This window comes from Brevundimonas sp., assembly GCF_035627055.1.
Classification (GTDB): Bacteria; Pseudomonadota; Alphaproteobacteria; order Caulobacterales; family Caulobacteraceae; genus Brevundimonas.
Genome location: NZ_DASPMM010000024.1, coordinates 42,121 through 60,529, shown reverse-complemented (window position 1 = coordinate 60,529; position 18,409 = coordinate 42,121). Strand labels below are relative to the sequence as shown.

Annotated in this window: 22 protein-coding genes; 5 read left to right on the top strand and 17 right to left on the bottom strand. The window is 69.9% G+C overall.

Annotation, left to right across the window (positions count from 1 at the left end; translation table 11 throughout):
- Window positions 1-43: 43 nt before the first annotated feature.
- The 9 genes from murB to VEA98_RS13495 form a co-directional block, all read right to left on the bottom strand.
- The gene (gene murB / locus VEA98_RS13535; protein WP_324815432.1) at window positions 44-952 is read right to left on the bottom strand and encodes a UDP-N-acetylmuramate dehydrogenase; all 909 of its coding nucleotides are present in this window, start codon (window positions 950-952) and stop codon (window positions 44-46) included.
- Window positions 949-1,344, bottom strand: a complete 396-nt coding sequence (locus tag VEA98_RS13530; protein WP_324815430.1) for a type II toxin-antitoxin system VapC family toxin — start codon at window positions 1,342-1,344, stop codon at window positions 949-951. Before VEA98_RS13530 ends, murB begins: the two co-directional genes overlap by 4 nt.
- 6 nt (window positions 1,345-1,350) lie before the next feature.
- Window positions 1,351-1,587 (bottom strand): type II toxin-antitoxin system VapB family antitoxin, encoded by a 237-nt coding sequence (locus tag VEA98_RS13525; protein ID WP_324815428.1) that lies wholly within the window; start codon window positions 1,585-1,587, stop codon window positions 1,351-1,353.
- A gap of 67 nt (window positions 1,588-1,654) precedes the next feature.
- Window positions 1,655-3,100, bottom strand: a complete 1,446-nt coding sequence (gene murC, locus VEA98_RS13520; RefSeq protein ID WP_324815426.1) for a UDP-N-acetylmuramate--L-alanine ligase — start codon at window positions 3,098-3,100, stop codon at window positions 1,655-1,657.
- 166 nt (window positions 3,101-3,266) lie between these two features.
- Window positions 3,267-3,926 (bottom strand): SMC-Scp complex subunit ScpB, encoded by a 660-nt coding sequence (scpB, locus tag VEA98_RS13515; RefSeq protein ID WP_324794492.1) that lies wholly within the window; start codon window positions 3,924-3,926, stop codon window positions 3,267-3,269.
- 179 nt (window positions 3,927-4,105) lie between these two features.
- The gene (locus tag VEA98_RS13510; RefSeq protein ID WP_324815423.1) at window positions 4,106-4,924 is read right to left on the bottom strand and encodes a ScpA family protein; all 819 of its coding nucleotides are present in this window, start codon (window positions 4,922-4,924) and stop codon (window positions 4,106-4,108) included.
- Complete coding sequence (gene nagZ, locus VEA98_RS13505) at window positions 4,921-5,973, bottom strand: beta-N-acetylhexosaminidase (RefSeq protein ID WP_324815420.1); 1,053 nt, start codon at window positions 5,971-5,973, stop codon at window positions 4,921-4,923. The genes VEA98_RS13510 and nagZ overlap by 4 nt, the downstream gene beginning before the upstream one ends.
- Entirely contained in the window at window positions 5,970-6,716 is a 747-nt protein-coding gene (locus VEA98_RS13500) for an SPOR domain-containing protein (protein WP_324815417.1), read from the bottom strand. The genes nagZ and VEA98_RS13500 overlap by 4 nt, the downstream gene beginning before the upstream one ends.
- An 82-nt stretch (window positions 6,717-6,798) precedes the next feature.
- Window positions 6,799-8,028 (bottom strand): deoxyguanosinetriphosphate triphosphohydrolase, encoded by a 1,230-nt coding sequence (locus VEA98_RS13495; protein WP_324815414.1) that lies wholly within the window; start codon window positions 8,026-8,028, stop codon window positions 6,799-6,801.
- 10 nt (window positions 8,029-8,038) lie between these two features.
- Between VEA98_RS13495 and erpA the strand changes: the two genes are divergently transcribed.
- Window positions 8,039-8,416: an iron-sulfur cluster insertion protein ErpA gene (gene erpA / locus VEA98_RS13490; RefSeq protein WP_324815412.1), complete on the top strand. Its 378-nt coding sequence runs from the start codon at window positions 8,039-8,041 to the stop codon at window positions 8,414-8,416.
- Window positions 8,417-8,665: 249 nt separating this feature from the next.
- On the opposite strand, the gene VEA98_RS13485 is transcribed toward erpA, so the two are convergent.
- The 4 genes from VEA98_RS13485 to VEA98_RS13470 form a co-directional block, all read right to left on the bottom strand.
- On the bottom strand, window positions 8,666-10,453 hold the full coding sequence (locus tag VEA98_RS13485; RefSeq protein WP_324815409.1) for a hypothetical protein: 1,788 nt from the start codon (window positions 10,451-10,453) through the stop codon (window positions 8,666-8,668).
- Window positions 10,454-10,466: 13 nt separating this feature from the next.
- Window positions 10,467-10,937, bottom strand: a complete 471-nt coding sequence (locus VEA98_RS13480) for a hypothetical protein (protein ID WP_324815407.1) — start codon at window positions 10,935-10,937, stop codon at window positions 10,467-10,469.
- An 89-nt stretch (window positions 10,938-11,026) separates the two neighbouring features.
- Window positions 11,027-11,272, bottom strand: a complete 246-nt coding sequence (locus tag VEA98_RS13475; RefSeq protein WP_324815403.1) for a hypothetical protein — start codon at window positions 11,270-11,272, stop codon at window positions 11,027-11,029.
- 86 nt (window positions 11,273-11,358) lie between these two features.
- Window positions 11,359-11,892, bottom strand: coding sequence for a DUF3828 domain-containing protein (locus VEA98_RS13470; protein ID WP_324815400.1), 534 nt, complete (start codon window positions 11,890-11,892; stop codon window positions 11,359-11,361).
- A gap of 674 nt (window positions 11,893-12,566) precedes the next feature.
- Here VEA98_RS13470 and VEA98_RS13465 point away from each other — a divergent pair.
- Genes VEA98_RS13465 through VEA98_RS13455 form a run of 3 tightly spaced genes read left to right on the top strand, consistent with a single transcriptional unit; the run spans window position 12,567 to window position 14,468 of the window.
- Window positions 12,567-12,857, top strand: a complete 291-nt coding sequence (locus tag VEA98_RS13465; RefSeq protein ID WP_324815399.1) for a metalloregulator ArsR/SmtB family transcription factor — start codon at window positions 12,567-12,569, stop codon at window positions 12,855-12,857.
- Window positions 12,854-13,516, top strand: coding sequence for an SdpI family protein (locus VEA98_RS13460; RefSeq protein ID WP_324815397.1), 663 nt, complete (start codon window positions 12,854-12,856; stop codon window positions 13,514-13,516). The genes VEA98_RS13465 and VEA98_RS13460 overlap by 4 nt, the downstream gene beginning before the upstream one ends.
- A 25-nt stretch (window positions 13,517-13,541) precedes the next feature.
- Window positions 13,542-14,468, top strand: a complete 927-nt coding sequence (locus tag VEA98_RS13455) for an alpha/beta hydrolase (protein WP_324815394.1) — start codon at window positions 13,542-13,544, stop codon at window positions 14,466-14,468.
- On the opposite strand, the gene VEA98_RS13450 is transcribed toward VEA98_RS13455, so the two are convergent.
- Genes VEA98_RS13450 through VEA98_RS13440 form a run of 3 tightly spaced genes read right to left on the bottom strand, consistent with a single transcriptional unit; the run spans window position 14,465 to window position 16,991 of the window.
- On the bottom strand, window positions 14,465-14,644 hold the full coding sequence (locus tag VEA98_RS13450) for a hypothetical protein (protein WP_324815392.1): 180 nt from the start codon (window positions 14,642-14,644) through the stop codon (window positions 14,465-14,467). The genes VEA98_RS13455 and VEA98_RS13450 overlap by 4 nt on opposite strands.
- Window positions 14,645-14,696: 52 nt before the next feature.
- Entirely contained in the window at window positions 14,697-16,028 is a 1,332-nt protein-coding gene (locus VEA98_RS13445; RefSeq protein ID WP_324815389.1) for a dihydroorotase, read from the bottom strand.
- Between the two features lie 9 nt (window positions 16,029-16,037).
- The gene (locus VEA98_RS13440; protein ID WP_324815386.1) at window positions 16,038-16,991 is read right to left on the bottom strand and encodes a glycosyltransferase family 9 protein; all 954 of its coding nucleotides are present in this window, start codon (window positions 16,989-16,991) and stop codon (window positions 16,038-16,040) included.
- 83 nt (window positions 16,992-17,074) lie between these two features.
- On the opposite strand from VEA98_RS13440, the gene VEA98_RS13435 reads away from it, so the two are divergent.
- The gene (locus tag VEA98_RS13435) at window positions 17,075-17,863 is read left to right on the top strand and encodes a folate-binding protein (RefSeq protein WP_324815384.1); all 789 of its coding nucleotides are present in this window, start codon (window positions 17,075-17,077) and stop codon (window positions 17,861-17,863) included.
- Between the two features lie 6 nt (window positions 17,864-17,869).
- Here VEA98_RS13435 and VEA98_RS13430 read toward each other — a convergent pair whose 3' ends face one another.
- Window positions 17,870-18,280 carry a DUF6491 family protein gene (locus VEA98_RS13430; protein ID WP_324815382.1) on the bottom strand — a complete coding sequence of 137 codons (411 nt, stop codon included), beginning with the start codon at window positions 18,278-18,280 and terminating at the stop codon, window positions 17,870-17,872.
- Between the last annotated feature and the right edge of the window lie 129 nt (window positions 18,281-18,409).

Sequence of the window (18,409 nt, the reverse complement as noted above, 5' to 3'; positions counted from 1 at the left end):
TTAACAGCCCGTCAACCAATCGGGTCCCGACGTGCAAAAAGCCTCAGCCCGGCCGCCCGATCCGCTTGATCTCCCAGTCGAGCTGCACACCGGTCTTCGCCAGCACGTCCGCCCGCACCGCCTCGCCCAGCCCCTCGATATCGGCGGCCGTTGCTTCGCCCGGGTTGATCATGAAGTTGGAATGCAGCTCGCTGAACTTCGCCCCGCCGCCGGTGGCCTTGAACAGACGCCCGCGCCAGCCGGCCTCGTCCACCAGCTTCCACGACGAATGCCCCGGCGGGTTCTTGAAGGTCGAGCCGCCGGTCTTCTCACGGATCGGCTGGGTCTGCTCCCGGCGCGAGGTGATCTCCGCAATCCGCCCGGACACGGCTTCCGGATCGTCCGGCGTTCCGCGATAGGTCGCCTCGATCCAGATGATGTCCGCCGGCGCCTGCGAGTGGCGGTAGGTGTAGCCGAAGTCGGCCAGCGAATAGTCGACCCGCTCCCCCGCCCGCGTCAGCCCCCAGGCCGAAATCAGCACGTCCTTCGTCTCGGCGCCGTAGCAGCCGGCGTTCATGGTCAGCGCCCCGCCGATGGTGCCGGGAATGCCGGCGTAGAACTCCAGCCCCGCCAGCCCGGCCTTCGCCGACGCCCTGGCCACCATCGAGTCCAGCGCCCCCGCCCCGGCGGTGATCGTCTCACCCTCAGCCGAGATCCCCGCGAACGGCCGCCCCGCCAGTCGGATCACCACCCCCTCGACGCCGCCGTCGCGCACGATGACGTTCGAGCCCACGCCCAGCACCGTCACGGGCGTGGTCGGGTCCAGCGCCTTCAGGAAATCCGCGAGGTCCTCCGGGTCGGCCGGGATGAACAGCGCATCCGCCTTGCCCCCCACCCGGAACCAGGTGAACGGTCCCAGCGGCTCGTCGCGAAGGAGCTTGCCGCGGACGGCGGGGAAGTCAGTGGCGGTCATGCGGCTTCGATGTCAGTGCGGGAGAAGTCCTCGCCCTTGTAGAGGAGCGGGACGCGGGCGTGGCGGGCGCAGCCATAGGCGAAGCAGTCGCCGAAGTTCAACGCGGCCGGATGACGACCTTTGCCGAAACGGGCGTGGGCCTCCACGGCCACATGGCGAACCTCAGGCAGCACGGGACGAACTTCGATCTGCGTTATTTTCAGCAGGTTTTCGACGGCGGCCTCGGCTGCCGCGATGGAGAGACCGAGGCCGCGGCTGACCGCCATGACGGTCTCCCACACGGCCAAAGGCGATGTCACCCGAAGCGTATGCGCCTGCATGCGCGCCACCAGACTGGCCTCGTCCGGCTCCTTCAGCAGAATCGCGGTCAGCGCGGAGGCGTCAGCAAACATCTGTCCTCACTCGTAAAGGCTGTCGATCCACGCCTTGTCCACGACGCCGCGATCCGGCCCGGCGCGCGTGCTCAAGTCCGTCGTAAAGGCCAGAACCCGTTCTACGAACTCGGAGGGACCCTCCACGTGCTCCAACTCCCGCCGAAGCGCCCGCCGCACCGCCTCGGTCTTGCTGACCCGGCTCAGCCGACTCAGACGCTCGGCCATCCGATCGATCTCGGGATCCTTCACATAAAGCGCCACGATATCCCCTCGTGATATTAGGATATAGGTGGAGTATATACCCATCCGATCGACGGACAAGTCTTCGTCAGGCACGCCCCTCCAGCTGGCCCGGCAGCGCATAGGCCCACTGGGTGATGTCGCCGGCGCCGAGGCACACCACCAGATCCCCCGGCTTCACCTCGGCCGCGATCAGGCCCGGCAGCGCCTCCACCCCGTCCAGCGGCTGCACCGAGCGGTGTCCGAACCTCCGGATGCCCTCGACCAGAGCCTCCTTGTCGACGCCCTCGATCGGCGTCTCGCCGGCCGGATAAACGTCGGCCACGATCACCGCGTCGGCGTCCGAGAAGCAGGTCGAGAAGTCCTCCATCAGGTCGCGCAGCCGGGTATAGCGGTGCGGCTGGACCACGGCGATGACCCGGCCCCCGCCCTCGCTGGTGTGCGCCACCTGCCGCGCCGCCTTCAGCACCGCCGCGATCTCGACGGGATGATGCCCGTAGTCATCGACGATGCGCACGCCGCCGACCACGCCCGTGGTGGTGAAGCGCCGCCGAACCCCGCCGAACCCGGCCAGCCCCGCCCTGATCGCCTCGTCCGAGACGTCCAGCTCGCGCGCCACCGCGATGGCGGCGAGCGCATTGGAGACGTTGTGCCAGCCCGCCATCGGCAGGTGCAGGCCGGTGATCCGCGTCGGCTCGTCCAGCGCCGCCAGTCCCTGCCCCTGGATGACCACGTCGAAACGCGCCCCGTCCGGTTGCATGTCGCAGTTCTCGGCCCGCACCATGGCCTGCGGGTTGAGGCCGTAGGTGACCAGCCGGCGATTGTCGATCGACGCCACCAGCCGCTGCACCTCGGGATGGTCGAGGCAGACGACGCCGAAGCCGTAGAACGGAATGTCCTCGATGAAGTCGACGAACGCCTTCCGCAGCGCGTCGAAGTCGCCGTAGTGATCCAGGTGCTCCGGATCGATGTTGGTGATGATCGCCACGGTGCATTTCAGGCGCAGGAAGCTGCCGTCGCTCTCGTCGGCCTCGACCACGATCCAGTCGCCGTCGCCGACCTTGGCGTTGGTCCCGTAGGCGTTGATGATGCCGCCGTTGACCACCGTTGGGTCCAGCCCCGCCTGGTCCAGCAGGGCCGCGACCATCGAGGTCGTCGTGGTCTTGCCGTGCGTCCCCCCGACCCCGATCGAGAACTGCAGCCGCATCAGCTCGGCCAGCATCTCGGCCCGGCGCACCAGCGGGATGCGCCGCTCGCGCGCCACCACCAGCTCCGGATTGCCCGCCTTCACCGCCGTCGAATAGACCACCGCCGACACGGAATCGCCGACATGCGCCGCGTCATGGCCGATGAAGATCTTCGCGCCCAGCTTCTCCAGCCGCTCGGTATTGGCCGACGCCTTGGCGTCCGAGCCCTGCACCGAATAGCCGATCTTGAGCATGATCTCGGCGATCCCGCTCATGCCGATGCCGCCGATGCCCACGAAATGCACGGGGCCGAGATTGAACGGGACGGGACGAAGGCGAGCGATCATCGCAGCGGCTTAGCAAGGCTTCGGAGCGATTGCGACACCCCTCCACCGCTTCGCGGTCCCCCTCCCCACTTCGCGGAGAGGAGACCTAGCGAGGCGGTTGTCTCCTCCCTGTCGCGAAGCGATGGGGAGGGGGACCCCGAAGGGGTGGAGGGGTCCGGCCGGAAGCTCAGTCCTCCGCCACGAAATCCTGCGCGAACTCCGGCGAGTCCTCCTCGCCCGGCAGCAGGGGCGCATCATCGTCGTCGCTCGCTCGTGACGGATCGGGCACCTCGAACCCGACCGGGATCGACAGGTCCAGCAGCCCCGCCGCCTTCATTTCCTGCACGCCCGGCAGGTCGTACAGGCTCGACAGGCTGAAATGCTCCAGGAATTTGTCCGCCGTCGCATAGGTCACCGGCCGCCCCGGCGTCCGCCGCCGGCCCTTCAGCCGCACGAACCCCATCTCCAGCAGCAGGTCCAGCGTCCCCTTCGACAGGCTGACGCCCCGCACGCTCTCGATCTCGGCGCGGGTGCACGGCTGGTGGTAGGCGATGATGGCCAGGGTCTCGAGCGCCGCCTTCGACAACCGCCGCGGCTCCTCGCGCTCCTCGGTCATCATGAAGCTGAGGTCCGGCGCGGTCCTGAACCGCCAGCGGTCCGCCACGCACTCCAGCTCCACCCCCCGCCCCTGATACCGCTCGCGCAGCGCCGAGATGGCCCCGCCCACGTCCGCCCCCTCGGGCAGCCGCCGCGCGATCTCCGCCGCCGACAGCGGTCCCGCCGCCGCGAACAGCAGCGCCTCGACCCGGCGCTCGATCTCGTTTTCGTCAGGGGCGAACTGAACCATCTAATTCCCCTCCCCCCCAACCGTCATCCTCGGGCTTGACCCGAGGATCAGACCATCCGGTGCGCGGCGGCGGGACTGCCCGCGCGGTCCCGGGGCCGCCCCTGACGCACAGCCCGGAGTCGCCTCTGATCCTCGGGTCAAGCCCGAGGATGACGGACGGAAAAGAGGCGAAAAGCCCATCACGGCACCAGCTCCAGCACCTGCCCCACCCCGCGCCGCTTCAGATACAGCTCCGCAAAGGCCTCGGCCTGTTTCACATCCATGGCCCCCTCCTTGACCAGCTCCAGGCTGGCCGACAGCGTCGAGGCGGTGAAGCTGGCCTGCGACGGCCCCTCGGCCCCGTGCTTCTCCGGCGCCACCCGCTCCAGCGGCGTCCACTCCTCCAGCCGGGGCAGGATGTCCCGCAGCCAGTCCCGCGCCGCCTCCAGCCCGAAGGCCTCGACGCGCTGGCCGGGATTGTAGTGGCGCTGCTCCTCGCGCCGCCGCTGCGTCACATAGGCCGCCATCAGCTCGTACAGGCTGGCGTCGATCCGGTCCGACGGGATGATGACCAGCGCCTCGGGGTCGCCGCGCGTGAACACGTCCCGCTTCAGCCGCGGCCGCGCCGTGATCGCCTCGACCGCCTTCCTCATCGCCTCCAGCTTCTGCAGCCGGAACGCCAGCGCCGCGGCCATCTCCTCGGCCGGCATTTCCTCGCCCTTCTTGTCCGTACGGGGCAGCAGCAGGCGAGACTTCAGATAGGCCAGCCACGACGCCATCACGAGATAGTCGGCCGCCAGCGAGAAATTCCGCCGCCGCGCCTCGTGCACGAAGGCCAGATACTGTTCCGCCAGCTTCGTGATCGACAGCTTCAGCAGATCGACCTTCTGCGTCCGCGCCAGCGCCAGCAGGACGTGCAGCGGCCCCTCGTACCCCTCCAGATCGACCACGAACGCCTCGCGCTCGTCGGCCTGATCCGCCGCCGCGAAGTCCAGGTTGGGCTGGAAGGCGTCCGTCACGCCTGCGCCTCCCCGACGTCCGGCCCTCGCGCCGCCTCCAGCTTGCCCGCCATCAGCGCGTCGAACCGGTCGCGCGCCGCAAACGGATCGAACGGCTCCGGCTCGCGGACGATCCGCGCCAGCGCCGCCGCGGCCCGCTTGGCCGCCTCGCCCTTCAGCTTGCCGACGCCCTCGGCCACCGACCGCATCTCGTCCAGGTCGCCGTTGCAGTGCAGGACCACGTCGCAGCCCGCCGCCAGCGCCGCCTCGGCCCGCTCGCCCAGGCTCCCCGACAGCGCCTTCATCGACAGGTCGTCGGTCAGGATCAGCCCGCCGAAACCCAGCCCCTCGCGCATCAGCTTCACGGCCTTCCTCGAGGTCGTCGCCGGCCGTTTCGGGTCCACCGCGTCGAACACCACATGCGCGGTCATCGCCAGCGGCATGTCCGACAGGGCCCGGAACGGCGCGAAATCCCAGCCGTCCAGCGTCTTCAGGTCGGCGTGCACCACCGGCAGGTCGTGGTGACTGTCGGCGAAGGCGCGGCCGTGCCCCGGCATGTGTTTGATCACCGGCAGCACCCCGCCGGCCAGCAGCCCCTCCGCCGCGGCCCGGCCCAGCATCGCCACCGTCTCCGGGTCCCGCGCATAGGCCCGGTCGCCGATGATGTCGTGAGCGCCGGGCACGGGCACGTCCAGCACCGGGGCGCAGTCGACGGTGATCCCCGCCGCCTTCAGGTCATGCGCCATCAGCCGCGCCCCCAGCCGGACCAGCTCCCGCGCCGCCAGCGGATCGCCGGCCGCTTTCAGAAAAGCCTCGGCCGGCGGATATTTCGGCCAGTGCGGCGGCCCCATCCGCTGCACCCGGCCGCCCTCCTGGTCGACCAGCACCGGCGCCTCCGCGTCGCCGACGCAGTCGCGCATCTCGTCGGTCAGCGCCCGCATCTGCTCGGGGCTGTCGACATTGCGGCGAAAGACGATGAAGCCCCACGGCCGGACCTCGGCGAAGAAGGCCTTCTCCGCCTCCGTCAGCCGATGCCCGCTGCAGCCGTAGATCGCCGCCGAACGCGTCACCGGACGATGCAGTCCCCGCCCGCGGCCTTGATGGCGTTGCACAGGCCGGTCGCGCGCTCCCGGCTCAGGCCGGTGACGGTGGTGCGATAGACGGTCGAGCCGTTCGAGGCCGTCACCTCCTGCACCCGCCGGCTGGCGCCCTCGGTCAGGGCCGGATAGCGGCCGACCACGGCGTTGTATTCCCGTTCGGCCAGGTTGGGCGTCGAGAAGGCGCCGATCTGCACCCCGGAGGTTCCGCCGGTCGGCGCCGGCGTCGGCTCGGCCTTGGCCGGCGGCGGGGTCGTCGGCGTCGGCCGGGCCGGGGCGGGGGCCGGGGCGGCCTCGGTCGGGGCCGGCGCCGGCCGCGGCCGGACGGCTTCCGGCGGCGGAATGAAGGTGGGGGCCGCGGGCGTCGTCTCCTCGGCGGCGTAAACGTCGATGCCGGCGGTCGGATCGACCGGCTGGGCGTCGATCGGCGCCTCGGCCTTCATCGGCCCCACCGGCGTGCCGACGGCGGGCGGCGCATCGTTGGACGAGCGCGGCCCGGCCCGGTAATAGACCACCACGGCGATGATCAGCACCAGCAGCACCACCGCCGAGATGATCAGCGTCATCGGCGGAGCCTTGCCGCCCCCGCCGCCGCCGCCGCCGCCCCGCCGCGGGTCGTAGCCCTGGCGGTTGAACGGCAGGTCGTCGTCGGTCGGCGGCGTATAGGCGCCCCGGTCGCGGCCCTGGTTCGGACGATAGGGATCTTCGTGGGACATGGCCGCGCCTTCCGTCGTGCCGCGCGAATCGTCGCGCGGACCCGTCACTCTATCCCGGTCCGAGTCCTTTTTCAGGCCGGGACTACAGATCCAGCGCCAGATCGAGGCTGAACAGCTTCCTGTGCTCCTCGATCGCATAGCGGTCGGTCATGCCGGCGATGTAGTCGCACACCGCCCGCGCCCGCCGCGCCTCGTCCGACGTCCCCGCCTTGCCCGACCATTCCGGCGGCAGGGTGCCCGGATCGGCCATGAACAGCTCGAACATCTCGCCCAGCAGCCGCCGCGCCTGGCTGCGCGTCCGGTTGACCCGGTAGTGGCGGTACATCCGCTCGAAGAGGAATTTCCGCAGCACCCCCAGATCGGCCAGCATGCCGTGCGAAAAGCCGACCAGCGGCCGCCCCGCCATCCGCACGTCCTCGGTCGAGCGCACGTTCGCCCCCTCGATCCGCGTCTCCGTCTCGGCCAGCACGTCCTCGACCATCGCCCCGATCATGCGCCGCACCGCCTCGATGCGGATCATCCGCTCATCGATGTCCGGCCAGTCCTTGCGCACCCCGTGCAGCACCGGCCCGATCAGCGGCACCTCGGCCAGGTCCTCCAGGGTGAACAGCCCCGCCTGCACCCCGTCGTCGACGTCGTGGTTGTTGTAGGCGATGTCGTCCGCCAGCGCCGCCGCCTGCGCCTCCAGCGAGGCGAAGCTGTCCAGCCGCAGGTCCCAGTTCGGGGCGTAGTCGGCGATCGCCTTCCACGCCGGCTCGTCCAGCCGGTGCGACACCGGGCCGTTGTGCTTGACCACCCCCTCAACCGTCTCCCAGCTCAGGTTGAGGCCCTCGAACTGGGGATAGCGATGCTCCAGCTTGGTCACCACGCGGAAGGTCTGGACGTTGTGGTCGAAGCCGCCCCACGGCTCCATCCGCGCCTGCAGCTCGTCCTCGCCCGAGTGGCCGAACGGCGGATGCCCCAGGTCGTGCGCCAGCGCCACCGTCTCGGCCAGGTCCGTATCCAGTCGCAGCGCATGCGCCAGCGACCGCGCGATCTGCGCCACCTCCAGCGAATGCGTCAGCCGGGTGCGGTAGTGGTCGCCCTCGTGGGCCACGAAGACCTGGGTCTTCTCCTTCAGCCGGCGGAAGGCTGTGGCATGGATGATCCGGTCGCGGTCGCGGGCGTAGGCGTTGCGCGTGCGGCTGATCGGCTCGGGCGTCAGCCGGCCGCGGCTGTGCTCGGGGTATTCGGCGTAGGGCGCGCGTTCGGGGACCAAGGTCGGTTGCTCATTCGCTCGCCGGGCCTTTGCGATCGCCCGTCCGCGCCTCATATAGAGCCCCGTGAGCAGCGTCCAATCCGCCCCCGCCTTTCAGATATCGCCGGCCACCGGCGGCCATGGCCTCAGCCTGTCCGAAACCGCCGCCCGCCGCCTGGCCAAACTGGCCCAGGCCGAGGGCCGTCCCGTCCTGCTCCGCGTCGCCGTCGACGGCGGCGGCTGCTCCGGCTTCCAGTACCGTTTCGAACTGGTCGAGGCCGCCGAGCCCGACGACATCCGCATCGAGGCCGACGGCCAGGCCGCCCTCGTCGACCCCGTCTCCCTCCCCTTCCTCAAGAACTCCGAGATCGCCTTCGTCGACGACCTTGCCGGCGCCCAGTTCGTCGTCCGCAACCCCAACGCCGCCTCCAGCTGCGGCTGTGGCGTCAGCTTCTCGATCTGAAGGCGGCCGCAACCCAACCCCGTCATCCTCGGGCTTGACCCGAGGATCAGACTATCCGGTGCTCCGTCGAGCGTCCCACGGTCACGCTCACTGGGCCGTCACCGACGCCCAGCCCGCCCCTCCCTCTGATCCGCGGATCAAGTCGGGGGATGACGGCGCGGCTGAAAGCGGCGGAACGGACACTGTGTAGGGCTGCAACGGGTGGAATGCGGTCGTTCCGGAATATGCCGAAGTGCCGGCCGGCGGGTTTCAGGACGCCGCAACTTGGCGCGATCCGGCCCGAAGAGGACGGGGACTCTTCAGACGCCTGAGCTCGGCCTCAAGACGGTCGATCTCAAGGGCGTGGAGATCCATGCCGATGCGTTGCGCCGCGCCTGCCAAGGCTTCGCGCTCGTCCGGTCGGTAATCCTCGCCGGACGGTTTGGCGCCAATGAGCACGAAGCCGCGGATTTCGGTCCGCAGGATCATTGGCAGGACCAGAGCGGCGCCGAGCCTCTCAGGCAGGTCGTCGTGGAGGATCTCGCGATCGGCTCTCAGCCGCACCATCACGGAATGGTCCGGCTCGACGCGCGAGGGCAGGTCATGGCCTGCCTGGAGGCGGGCGGATCCATCGTCGGCCACAGCGTAGACACCGACCAGGGCGCCGCCCGTGTATCGTGTGAATTCCGCGAGCGCGGTCTGCGTGAGGGCGTCGGCGCGGGTCACAAAGGCGGCGTCCTTGAGGAAGCGGCCGAGCCGGGCATCATTGTCGCGCCATGAGCGGAAAAACAGGGTCTCCACGCCCTTCTCGACCCAGTCGCGCACCCTGTGGAAGACGAGGAACAGGCCGAAGGCGATCCCCGCGCTCATCAGGATGTTGGCCTCGCGCATCTCCGCCGGGACGATTTGCTCCGCGCCCCACTCCAGGAAAAAGAAGGCGAGCAGCAGGGTGGTCGACAGGACGCCGTAGATCAGGGTGCGGTTCACCGCGAAGCCCAGGTCCACGACCCGATGGCGCAACATGGCATAGAGGAAGATCCCGACGCCTGCTGCCGAGGCCGCCAAGCCCAGGGCCGCGACAGGATTCCCCAGCGAAAAATCGTTGCCAGTCATATTAATGAAGAGCCCGATGAAGAACTTTCCGAAGAAATAGAGGCCGAGCGCCGCCGCCAAGAAGCCGAAGCGGGTGCGGTCCTGGGCGGTTGTTTCGGAAGCCGCCTTGATGAGCAGACCGCAGGCGACGATCGGACCGACCCAGTAAAGAAGGACCAGCGACGCCAGGTGCCCGAGGACGGGGACGTCGCGGAAGGCGTGCGCTGTGTAGACCTCCGCAAGCCAAACCCCCGCGTGGGCCGCCAAGTAGAGGGCGAATATGATCCGCCAAGGGGCTTTCACGGCACGTCCGGTGACGTTGGCGCGCTGGACCAGGGCGAAGGCGAGCATGCCGGCGGGAGCCAGCATCATGATCAGCGACCAGACCAGGCTGATCGGGAACAATGGCTCCAGCAAGTTTTCCCACTCATAGGGGAAGGATCCGGGCATCCCCATCGTCACCATGGCGGCGCCGAGCAGCACGCCGGACGCCTGCCGCGCGCGGGTCGCTATCAAAGCACCGGCCAAGACCATGAAGAGCCCAAGCAAGGCGTTCGCGAGGACTTGGGCGCTCCACAACGATGTCGTGGAGGGGGGCAACCGCATGACCGCGCGGATGGTCCGACCCTCCCTGACGATCGATAGTCCGAGCAGTTCTTCGCTTCGGAAGGCTCCGCGTCGAAGGTCGCCAGGACGGTCGAACCGAATGGCATCTCCGACGCGGACGCCCGCAGTGTGCAGTGGGCGGTCGGGCGCGGCCTTGACCACGCGGACGTATCCGGGCGGGGCCGTGTCATCCAGCTTGATGTTGTCCCCTACGGAGCCGTAACTGAGGCCGGTGTTGATTGGCAGCGCCCCTAGCCCGAACATCGTGCTGTGCGCGCCCACCAAGGCGGCCAAAACGAGCACTAGCGCCTTCCAGCGCCGGAGGCGGGGCGACGTCGTCCGTAAGTTGTCGTCGCCCATGCCGCCCCCCGTGTCAAAAGAGCAGTGTTACGGCGAACCCGCCGCAGTGGAAAGGCGGGGCGGTCATTCCAAGGGGACCTGGGGTTGTTCCCTCGTCGCAGGCGGTCGGGGCGTATTCAGAGAAGAAGTTCAACCTGACGGTCGTGGGCCACAGCCGCCCACTCGGGTCACGGCAGGCGCGTGCTGCGATTTCCACGGCATACCGACGGGTGTCTTCCTCTACGAGCCCGGCGATGACGTACAGGCGGAGCAATTCTCCCTCAATCCGCAGGTCGGCGCCTTCCGAAAGCAGGGCCGGCGTCGAACCATTGTACTCGAGGGTTTCGCGCCCCACGCGCTCGCGGAGACGGACGGAATCCGTGGTGATGCGCAACTCCCACCCGTCGCCCTGGGCTTCATAGAGGACGGGATCGAGCCCGGCGTCCGTTGTCGCACAGGCAGCGACGAATACTGCTCCCAATGCCGCCCATCCCGTGCGCTTCACGACGATTGCTCCGCCCGCTCTCGAGGCGAGCCTGGATGGACCTAACGACTTCCGCAAGGTGTCGGAAGCCGACCGTCACCCAAGGGTGGTTAGCCGACCTGACGCTGTCGAGGTTTCGCTACCAGTTTGTTGAACAAGGCGGCGACGCCCCATCCCGCGAACAATCCCGCCAGGCAGGTCGCCAGAACGGCTCCGGTGAACTTGAGACCTTCGTGTGGCTCGCACCCCTGTTCCCAAAAGCAGTCGCCCAGAAAGAGCTCGATCATGGGGGTTCCGAGCAGGAACGCCGTGAAGAGGCCCGCGGCCACGCCGAGCACGACGCCAACAATCTTCATCAGGCTTCTCCCCGATCGGCGGAGGGCGCAGCATCCGTCACGGCCCGAAACTCCGCAATGGGCCGAAAGCGGCCTTCCAACGCCGTCTACCCCCGCGCCCGCGCCTCCGCGATCCAGCCGTTCAGCCGCTCCACCATCGGCTCGTACGGGAACTCGCCCATCGACTCATAGTGCTGGTCGTCGATGCGCCACTGGCCGCCTTCGAGCACCAGATTGTAGGTCTTGCGATGCACGTCGTTGCCCGGCTCGGCGAACCCCTGCACGACGGCGACGTCGGCGCGACCCTCGCCGGCGGCGACCGCGGTCACCGACTGCAGCACCGGCGTGCCGTCCTGGCAGTCGCAGAACGGCTGGGCGTCGAAGAAGCCGATTTCATCGGCCGGCGTCAGCCGCGCGGCCTCGGCCATCAGGCGCCTCGTGCGCGCCGACCACACCGGCAGCGCCTCATAGCTTTCCGCCCCGGTCCCCGGCCCCCCGTCCTCGTACAGCGAGCGCACGAAGGCCTCCGGCGTCACCGCGGCCGGGGCGGCGGCGACCTCGGGCGCCTCGGTCCTCGCGGCGGGCGCGGAGCAGGCGGCCAGCGCCAGCGCGACGGCCGAGGGGATCAGGGTGCTGCGCATGGTCGTCCTGTCATGGATCGCCGGGAACGGCGTTCGCCCAGGCTCACACGCCGCGCGCCCCTCCGCAATGATCCCGCCCGCATATCCTGCGGCCGGCTGGTTCATCACCAGGACCCCGAAGAAAGCACAAGGGACACGAAGGGACCGAGCCCGGCCGCCTCGTTCCGCGGGCCCTTGCCCGCCTTCCCTCCGACGGCGCTTCCCCGCCGGGGAGCCGCTGACCCTCCGGCCCCGTCGTGTCCTTCGCGCCCTCTTCTTTGTATCCTTCGTGATGAACCTCGGCTCTCACCCATGACGCTGTGCTGACAATCGGCGAATCCATAGTCGGGTTCGGCCGACAATCTCACGCCACATCAACGACATCGCCGATTCCCGATCCCGTCTTCCCGCCGCATCAGATCGCGGGCGCATACTGTCGGCGAGTCCCCGCCCCGGTCTTTGACAATCCAATCCCGCCCCGGCCCGCACCACGGCCTGAACTCGACCGGGGCTACAGACGGATCGGACGCTACGGACGCTTCGGACGCTACGGACGCTTCGGACGCTTCGGACGCTTCGGACGCTTCGGACGCTTCGGACGCTTCGGACCCGATTTTTTCGAATAACACCCGGGTAGAAACCGCCCCGTCCGAAACTTCTTGCTATTAGCCGTCTTCCTAATTAGGCTTCTCCCTATGAACACTCTGTTCAAGGCCCTGTCGCATCCGGTCCGGCGCCGCATCATCGAGATGCTGCGCAAGGGACCGATGGCGTCGGGCGACATCGCCGCCGCCTTCGACATGAGCTGGCCGACCATCACCGGCCATCTCAACGCCCTGAAGGAAGCCGGCTTGGTCTCGCCCGAGCGCGACGGCGCCTCGATCCGCTACCGGCTCGAGATTTCCGCCGTCGAGGAGGCCCTCGCCTTCCTGCTCTCCATGACCGGCGCCCGCGCCCCCGATCCCGACAAGGAGGACCCCCGATGACCCTGTCCGCCGCCGACCGCGCCACCGTCGCGGTCACCCTGATCATCGTCGCCGCCGGCGCCGCCGTCTTCCTCGCCGGCCCGCTGGAAGTGATGCCCTACCATTTCGGCCCCGACGGCGAGGCCGACGCCTGGGCCGGGCGCGAGGCGATCGGCGCCGGCGTCGTCGGCCTCGGCCTGCTCACCGGCGTCCTCGCCGGCGGCATGGGCGCCGCCGCCGGCCGGGCGGGGGACCCCGCCCGCGCCCGGGCCCTGCGCTTCGGCCAGGTGCTGATCCTGCTGAGCTTCTTCGGCCTGACCCTGTTCTTCGGGGTGGCCAGCCTCAGCGGCCTGACCTCCCTGGGCGCCGCCGTCCCCATGGCCGCCCTCGCCGCCCTGTTCCTGCTTATCGGGGCCGTGCTCGGCCGCGTCGGGCCCAATCCGATCGCCGGCGTGCGCACCCCCTGGTCCTACAAGAGCCGCCTCGCCTGGGACCGTTCCAACCGCCTCGCCGGCCGGCTGTTCTTCCTGATCGGCCTCGTCGGCCTCGCCGCCGCCCCGGTCGCGCCCCAGCCGCTCGGCTACCAGGTCCTGGTCGGCGCCGTCCTCGTCGCCGCCCTCCTCTCGGTCATCGAGAGCTGGCGCGTCTGGCGCACGGATCCCGACCGCCAGCCCTTCTGAACCCTTCGCCTCCAAGGAGACCGCCATGCTCAGCCTGATCCTCGCCGCCGCCCTCGCCGCCGGTCCCACGTCCTCGCCGGTGTCGCTGGCGTCCGAGCCCGCGCCCCTGCAGGGAAGCCTGCTGGTCCCCGAGGGCGAGACCCGCGCCGCCGCCCTGATCATCGCCGGCTCCGGCCCTACGGACCGCGACGGCAACAGCCCGCTCGGGGTCTCCGCCTCCAGCTATCGCCTGCTGGCCGAGGGCCTCGCCGCCCACGGCGTCGCGACCGTCCGGACCGACAAGCGCGGCGTCGCCGCCAGCGCCTCATCCCTGATCTCTGAAGCCGAACTCGAGTTCACCGATTACGCCGATGACGCCCGCGCCTGGGCCGCCGAGACCGCCCGCCTGACCGGCCAGCCCTGCGCCTGGCTGATCGGGCACAGCGAAGGGGCCCTCGTCGCCCTGACCGCCGCCTCCCGGGCCGACGACTCCATCTGCGGTCTGGTTCTGCTCTCCGGCGCCGGCCGGCCGATCGGCGCCGTGCTGCGCGAACAGCTGGCCGGCGCGCCTGAACCCTTCCTCGGCCAGGCCATGACCATCCTCGCCGAGCTCGAGGCCGGCCGTCCCGTTGCGGAAGTACCGCCCCAGCTGGCCGCGCTGTTCCGGCCATCGGTCCAGCCCTACATGATCTCATGGCTGCCGCTCGATCCGGCGGCGCTGGTCGCGGCCTACGACGGTCCGGTGATGATCGGCCAGGGCACGACCGACATCCAGGTTGGCCTGACCGACGCCCGCGCCCTGGCCGCGGCGCGGCCGGATGCCCGGCTGACCATTTGGGAAGGCGTCAACCACCTGCTCAAGATCGCGCCCGCCGACCGCGCCGCCAACGCCGCGACCTACCGGGACCCGAACCTGCCGCTGGCGCCGGGCGTAGTCGACGACGTCGCCGGCTTCATTCTCGAAAGGCGCTAGTGGCGGCGGTCGCCGCGGTCGCCCTGGCCCTTGCCGGCGTCCGACTTGGCCTGCCGCTTCTGGTCCTGCGCCGACGACTTGCCGACATCGACCATCTCAGTGAACCGGCCCTCGTCGTCGCGGCGGGCGTAGCGCTTGTCGCCGGGATTCGGCTCGATCAGTTCGCGTTTGCTCATGGCGTAACTCCTTCCGTGAAAAGAGAATCCGGCAGGAGTCATCCGGTTCCCGTCAGGCCAGCGTCTCCTGGAACCGCACCGGCCGGCCGTGGGCGCTGCCGATCAGGTCGCCGTCGCGCATCACCACCCGGCCGCGCACGAGGGTCGCCATCGGCCAGCCGGTCGCCTCGAAGCCGTCGAACGGCGTCCAGCCCGCCCGCGTGGCCATGTCCTCATGCCGGATGACCCGCTTCGCCTTCAGGTCGACCAGCGTCAGGTCGGCGTCATAGCCCTCGGCCATCCGCCCCTTGCCGGCGATGCCGAACACCCGGTTGGCCCCATGGCTGGTCAGGTCGATGAACCGGTCCAGGCTCAGCCGTCCATTGGCCACATGCGTCAGCATCACCGGCACCAGCGTCTGCACCCCCGGCATGCCCGACGGCGAGGCCGGATAGGGCCGGGCCTTCTCCGCCAGCGTATGCGGCGCGTGGTCCGAGCCCAGCACGTCCGCCACGCCCTGCTCGATCCCCCGCCACAGGCCGGCGATATGATAATTGTTGCGGATCGGCGGGTTCATCTGCGCCAGACCCTTCAGCCGCTCATAGGCCTCGTCGCCGTCCAGCGTCAGGTGCTGCGGCGTCAGCTCCATCGTCGCCACATCCTTGTGGTCAGCCAGGAACTCGACCTCCTCGGCCGTGGTCACGTGCAGCACGTGGATGCGCGCCCCCGTCTCCCGCGCCAGCCGCACCAGCCGCCGCGTCGAGAGGATGGCGCTCTCGGGATCGCGCACCTCCGGATGGCTGGTCCAGTCGCCCGCCCGCGCCAGCGGCCGCCGGTCGGCCAGCCGGTATTCGTCCTCGGAATGGAAGGTCGCCCGCCGCTTCACATGGCTCAGCACCTCGCGCACCCCGTCGTCGTCGGCGACCAGCAGGGTCCCCGTCGAGGCGCCCATGAACACCTTGACCCCGCAGCACCCCGGCAGCCGCTCCAGCTCGCCCAGGAACCGCGCATTCTCGTGCGTCCCGCCGATGTAGAAGGCGTGATCGGTCCACATCCGGTCCCGCGCCCGCGCCAGCTTGTCGGCCAGCGCCTCAGGGTCCGTCGTCGCCGGCTCGGTGTTCGGCATCTCGAACACTGCGGTCACCCCGCCCAGGGCGGCGGCCCGGCTGCCGGTCTCGAGGTCTTCCTTCCACTCCAGCCCCGGCTCGCGGAAATGGACCTGGGTGTCGATCACGCCGGGCAGGACCGTCAGCCCCGCCGCGTCGACCGTCTCGCCCGCCGAGGCCCGCGACAGGTCGCCGATGAAGGCGATCCGGCCATCGATCACCCCCACATCGGCCATGCCGCGCCCGGCGTGATTGGCCACCTCGCCGCCGCGGACGATCAGGTCGTATGTTTGGGTCATGGCCCGGCCCTATACCCGCTCGGCCAGCACCTTGCGAGCCGCCTTCAGCACCCGCTCCGCCGGCAGGTCGTTCATGTGCTCGATGGCCTGATCCAGCCGCGGATCGATCTTGCGATACTCATCCACCGAGCGCGGCCCGCGCACGGCTGCCCCGCCCCACGGTCCCCGCTCGACCTCGTCCGACGGGCCATAGGCCGCCACCACCGGCACGCCCGACGCCACCGCCAGGTCCGTCCACAGCGAGTCTCCGCCCAGATACAGGGCGCAGCGGCCGATCGCCGCCACCGCCTGCAGCGGGCTCAGCCGCCCCTGCAGCTCAAGGGTGCGGCGGCGCGGCAGCGACAGGCGGATGACATGGGCCGCATCGCGGTCGGCCTCGGACCCGACCACCAGCACCCGCCCGCCCTCCAGCGGACCGCCCTCGCCGACCAGCGTCGAGGCCACCTTGGCGAACCGTTCGGCCGGCCAGCGCCGCCCCATCCATTCCGCCCCCGGCCCGACCGCCAGCAAAGGCCCCGCCTCGGCCGGGATCAGCGCCTCCGCGGAGGCCTCCGTCGCCTCGGACACGAACAGCTTCGGGGCCGGGATTTCATCCAGCTGCAGCACCCGCGCCGCCAGCTCGACCGCGTGAACGCCCGGCTCGCGCTCGCCGCGCACGGCCCGCTTCTGCCGCTTCAGCTTGCCCGACAGGGCCGAACCGCGCAGGTCGACCACCAGTCCCCAGTTCGTCGCCCGCACCTGGTTCCACAGGCCGATCCAGTCGAGCCGGCTCTCCTTCTCCAACACGATCAGCCGGTCCAGCCGCGGCGTGTCGGCGAACAGCGGCGCGCTGGCGGGCGATCCGACCACGGTGAACCGCGCCTGCGGCATGGCTTCCACCAGATAGGCCAGCACGCCCGAGGACAGCACCGCGTCCTGCGCGCCCGCCTCGGCGATGTACAGGATAGGAAAACGGCCCGTCATGACTGGACCGTATACGGATTCTCGCGCTCCAGCAGTGGCGAACAGCTGTGGCCCACAAGCGCCCGCCGCCCTATCTAGGCCGTATGACCTGCCGCATCGCCCGCCTCGAAAGCCGCGCCCTGATCCGGGTCGCCGGTCCCGACGCCCGGCCCTTCCTCCACAACCTGCTGACCCAGGACGTCGAGACCCTGTCGGACGGCGAACTCCGCTTCGGCGCCCTGCTCTCCCCACCCGGGCGCCTGCTGTTCGACCTGTTCCTGATCGGCGAAGCCGACGGGGTCCTGCTCGACGTCGCCGCCGACCGCCGCGAGGCGCTGCTGCAGCGCCTGTCGATGTACAGGCTCCGCGCCCAGATCGCCGTCGAGGCCGACGAGCGCCCCGTCTTCGCCTCGTGGCCAGACGCCGCCGACGGCTTCGCGGCCGACCCGCGTGCGCCGGGGCTGGGCGGCCGCCGCTACGGCGGCGAGGTCTCCCTGAACGCTGCCGAGACCGACTGGCAGACCCATCGCCTCGCCGTCGGCGTGCCCGACCCGGCCGCCGACGCTCCCGCCGACAAGACCTATCCGATCGAGGCCAATTTCGACCTGCTGAATGGCATCGACTTCCAGAAGGGCTGCTTCGTCGGCCAGGAGACCACCTCGCGCATGAAGCGGCGCGGCAGCATCAAGAACCGCATGCTGCCCCTCGTCTTCGACGGCCCGCCCCCCCCCTTCGGCGCCGAGGTGCTGAACGGCGATCTGCGCGCCGGCGAGGTGCTCAGCGGCCTCGACGGCGCGGCCATGGCCCTGCTGCGCCTGGATCGCCTTGACGGCCCGCTCACCGTCGACGGTCGGCCTGTGTCGGTGCGGCGGCCGGGCTGGCTGTCGGACTGAACCCGCTCAGGGCTGCAGACGGTCCGGCAGGGCGGCGACCTGTTCAGGCGTCAGCTTGCGAGTGACCCGCACCGCGCAGACGACGCCCGCAGTCCCGGCCCCTGAGGGCATGAAGCGGCCGCTGTCGCCGACGCAGAACTGGTCCGAGGCGCCGTCGGGCCGCAGGTTCAGGCTGTTCGCGAAGTTGAATCCGGGACAGCCGGCGGTGGCCAGCTCGAACACTTCCGAGACCCGGGCGCGAACATAGATCGGACCGCTGTCGTCGCCGCGGAAATTGTGAACCTCCGAGGCCGCGAAACAGGGCCGCCCGCCTTCCGCCGCGTAGGAGGACGGGCCCGGCGCCGGGGACGGCGCACAGGCGGCGACGGCGGCGAGGCCGAGGCTGGCCAGGGCGGTGCAGGTCAGAGGCTTGGCCATGGTGTTTTTCCGTTGAGAGTTCGACCGGAGGTTGGACCAGATGCAAACTAGACGCCCAACATCGCAAGAATACCAGCGGTTCCGCACCGCGCCCGCTGCAGGAGACGCCGGGCGGGCGATAGCCTAGGC

Excerpts from the sequence above, each read along its gene's own strand:
- murB (WP_324815432.1), bottom strand. The coding sequence starts at position 952 with ATGACCGCCACTGACTTCCCCGCCGTCCGCGGCAAGCTCCTTCGCGAC.
- VEA98_RS13530 (WP_324815430.1), bottom strand. The coding sequence starts at position 1,344 with ATGTTTGCTGACGCCTCCGCGCTGACCGCGATTCTGCTGAAGGAGCCG.
- murC (WP_324815426.1), bottom strand. The coding sequence starts at position 3,100 with ATGATCGCTCGCCTTCGTCCCGTCCCGTTCAATCTCGGCCCCGTGCAT.
- scpB (WP_324794492.1), bottom strand. The coding sequence starts at position 3,926 with ATGGTTCAGTTCGCCCCTGACGAAAACGAGATCGAGCGCCGGGTCGAG.
- VEA98_RS13500 (WP_324815417.1), bottom strand. The coding sequence starts at position 6,716 with ATGTCCCACGAAGATCCCTATCGTCCGAACCAGGGCCGCGACCGGGGC.
- VEA98_RS13495 (WP_324815414.1), bottom strand. The coding sequence starts at position 8,028 with ATGAGGCGCGGACGGGCGATCGCAAAGGCCCGGCGAGCGAATGAGCAA.
- VEA98_RS13485 (WP_324815409.1), bottom strand. The coding sequence starts at position 10,453 with ATGGGCGACGACAACTTACGGACGACGTCGCCCCGCCTCCGGCGCTGG.
- VEA98_RS13475 (WP_324815403.1), bottom strand. The coding sequence starts at position 11,272 with ATGAAGATTGTTGGCGTCGTGCTCGGCGTGGCCGCGGGCCTCTTCACG.
- VEA98_RS13470 (WP_324815400.1), bottom strand. The coding sequence starts at position 11,892 with ATGCGCAGCACCCTGATCCCCTCGGCCGTCGCGCTGGCGCTGGCCGCC.
- VEA98_RS13465 (WP_324815399.1), top strand. The coding sequence starts at position 12,567 with ATGAACACTCTGTTCAAGGCCCTGTCGCATCCGGTCCGGCGCCGCATC.
- VEA98_RS13460 (WP_324815397.1), top strand. The coding sequence starts at position 12,854 with ATGACCCTGTCCGCCGCCGACCGCGCCACCGTCGCGGTCACCCTGATC.
- VEA98_RS13455 (WP_324815394.1), top strand. The coding sequence starts at position 13,542 with ATGCTCAGCCTGATCCTCGCCGCCGCCCTCGCCGCCGGTCCCACGTCC.
- VEA98_RS13450 (WP_324815392.1), bottom strand. The coding sequence starts at position 14,644 with ATGAGCAAACGCGAACTGATCGAGCCGAATCCCGGCGACAAGCGCTAC.
- VEA98_RS13445 (WP_324815389.1), bottom strand. The coding sequence starts at position 16,028 with ATGACCCAAACATACGACCTGATCGTCCGCGGCGGCGAGGTGGCCAAT.
- VEA98_RS13440 (WP_324815386.1), bottom strand. The coding sequence starts at position 16,991 with ATGACGGGCCGTTTTCCTATCCTGTACATCGCCGAGGCGGGCGCGCAG.
- VEA98_RS13435 (WP_324815384.1), top strand. The coding sequence starts at position 17,075 with ATGACCTGCCGCATCGCCCGCCTCGAAAGCCGCGCCCTGATCCGGGTC.
- VEA98_RS13430 (WP_324815382.1), bottom strand. The coding sequence starts at position 18,280 with ATGGCCAAGCCTCTGACCTGCACCGCCCTGGCCAGCCTCGGCCTCGCC.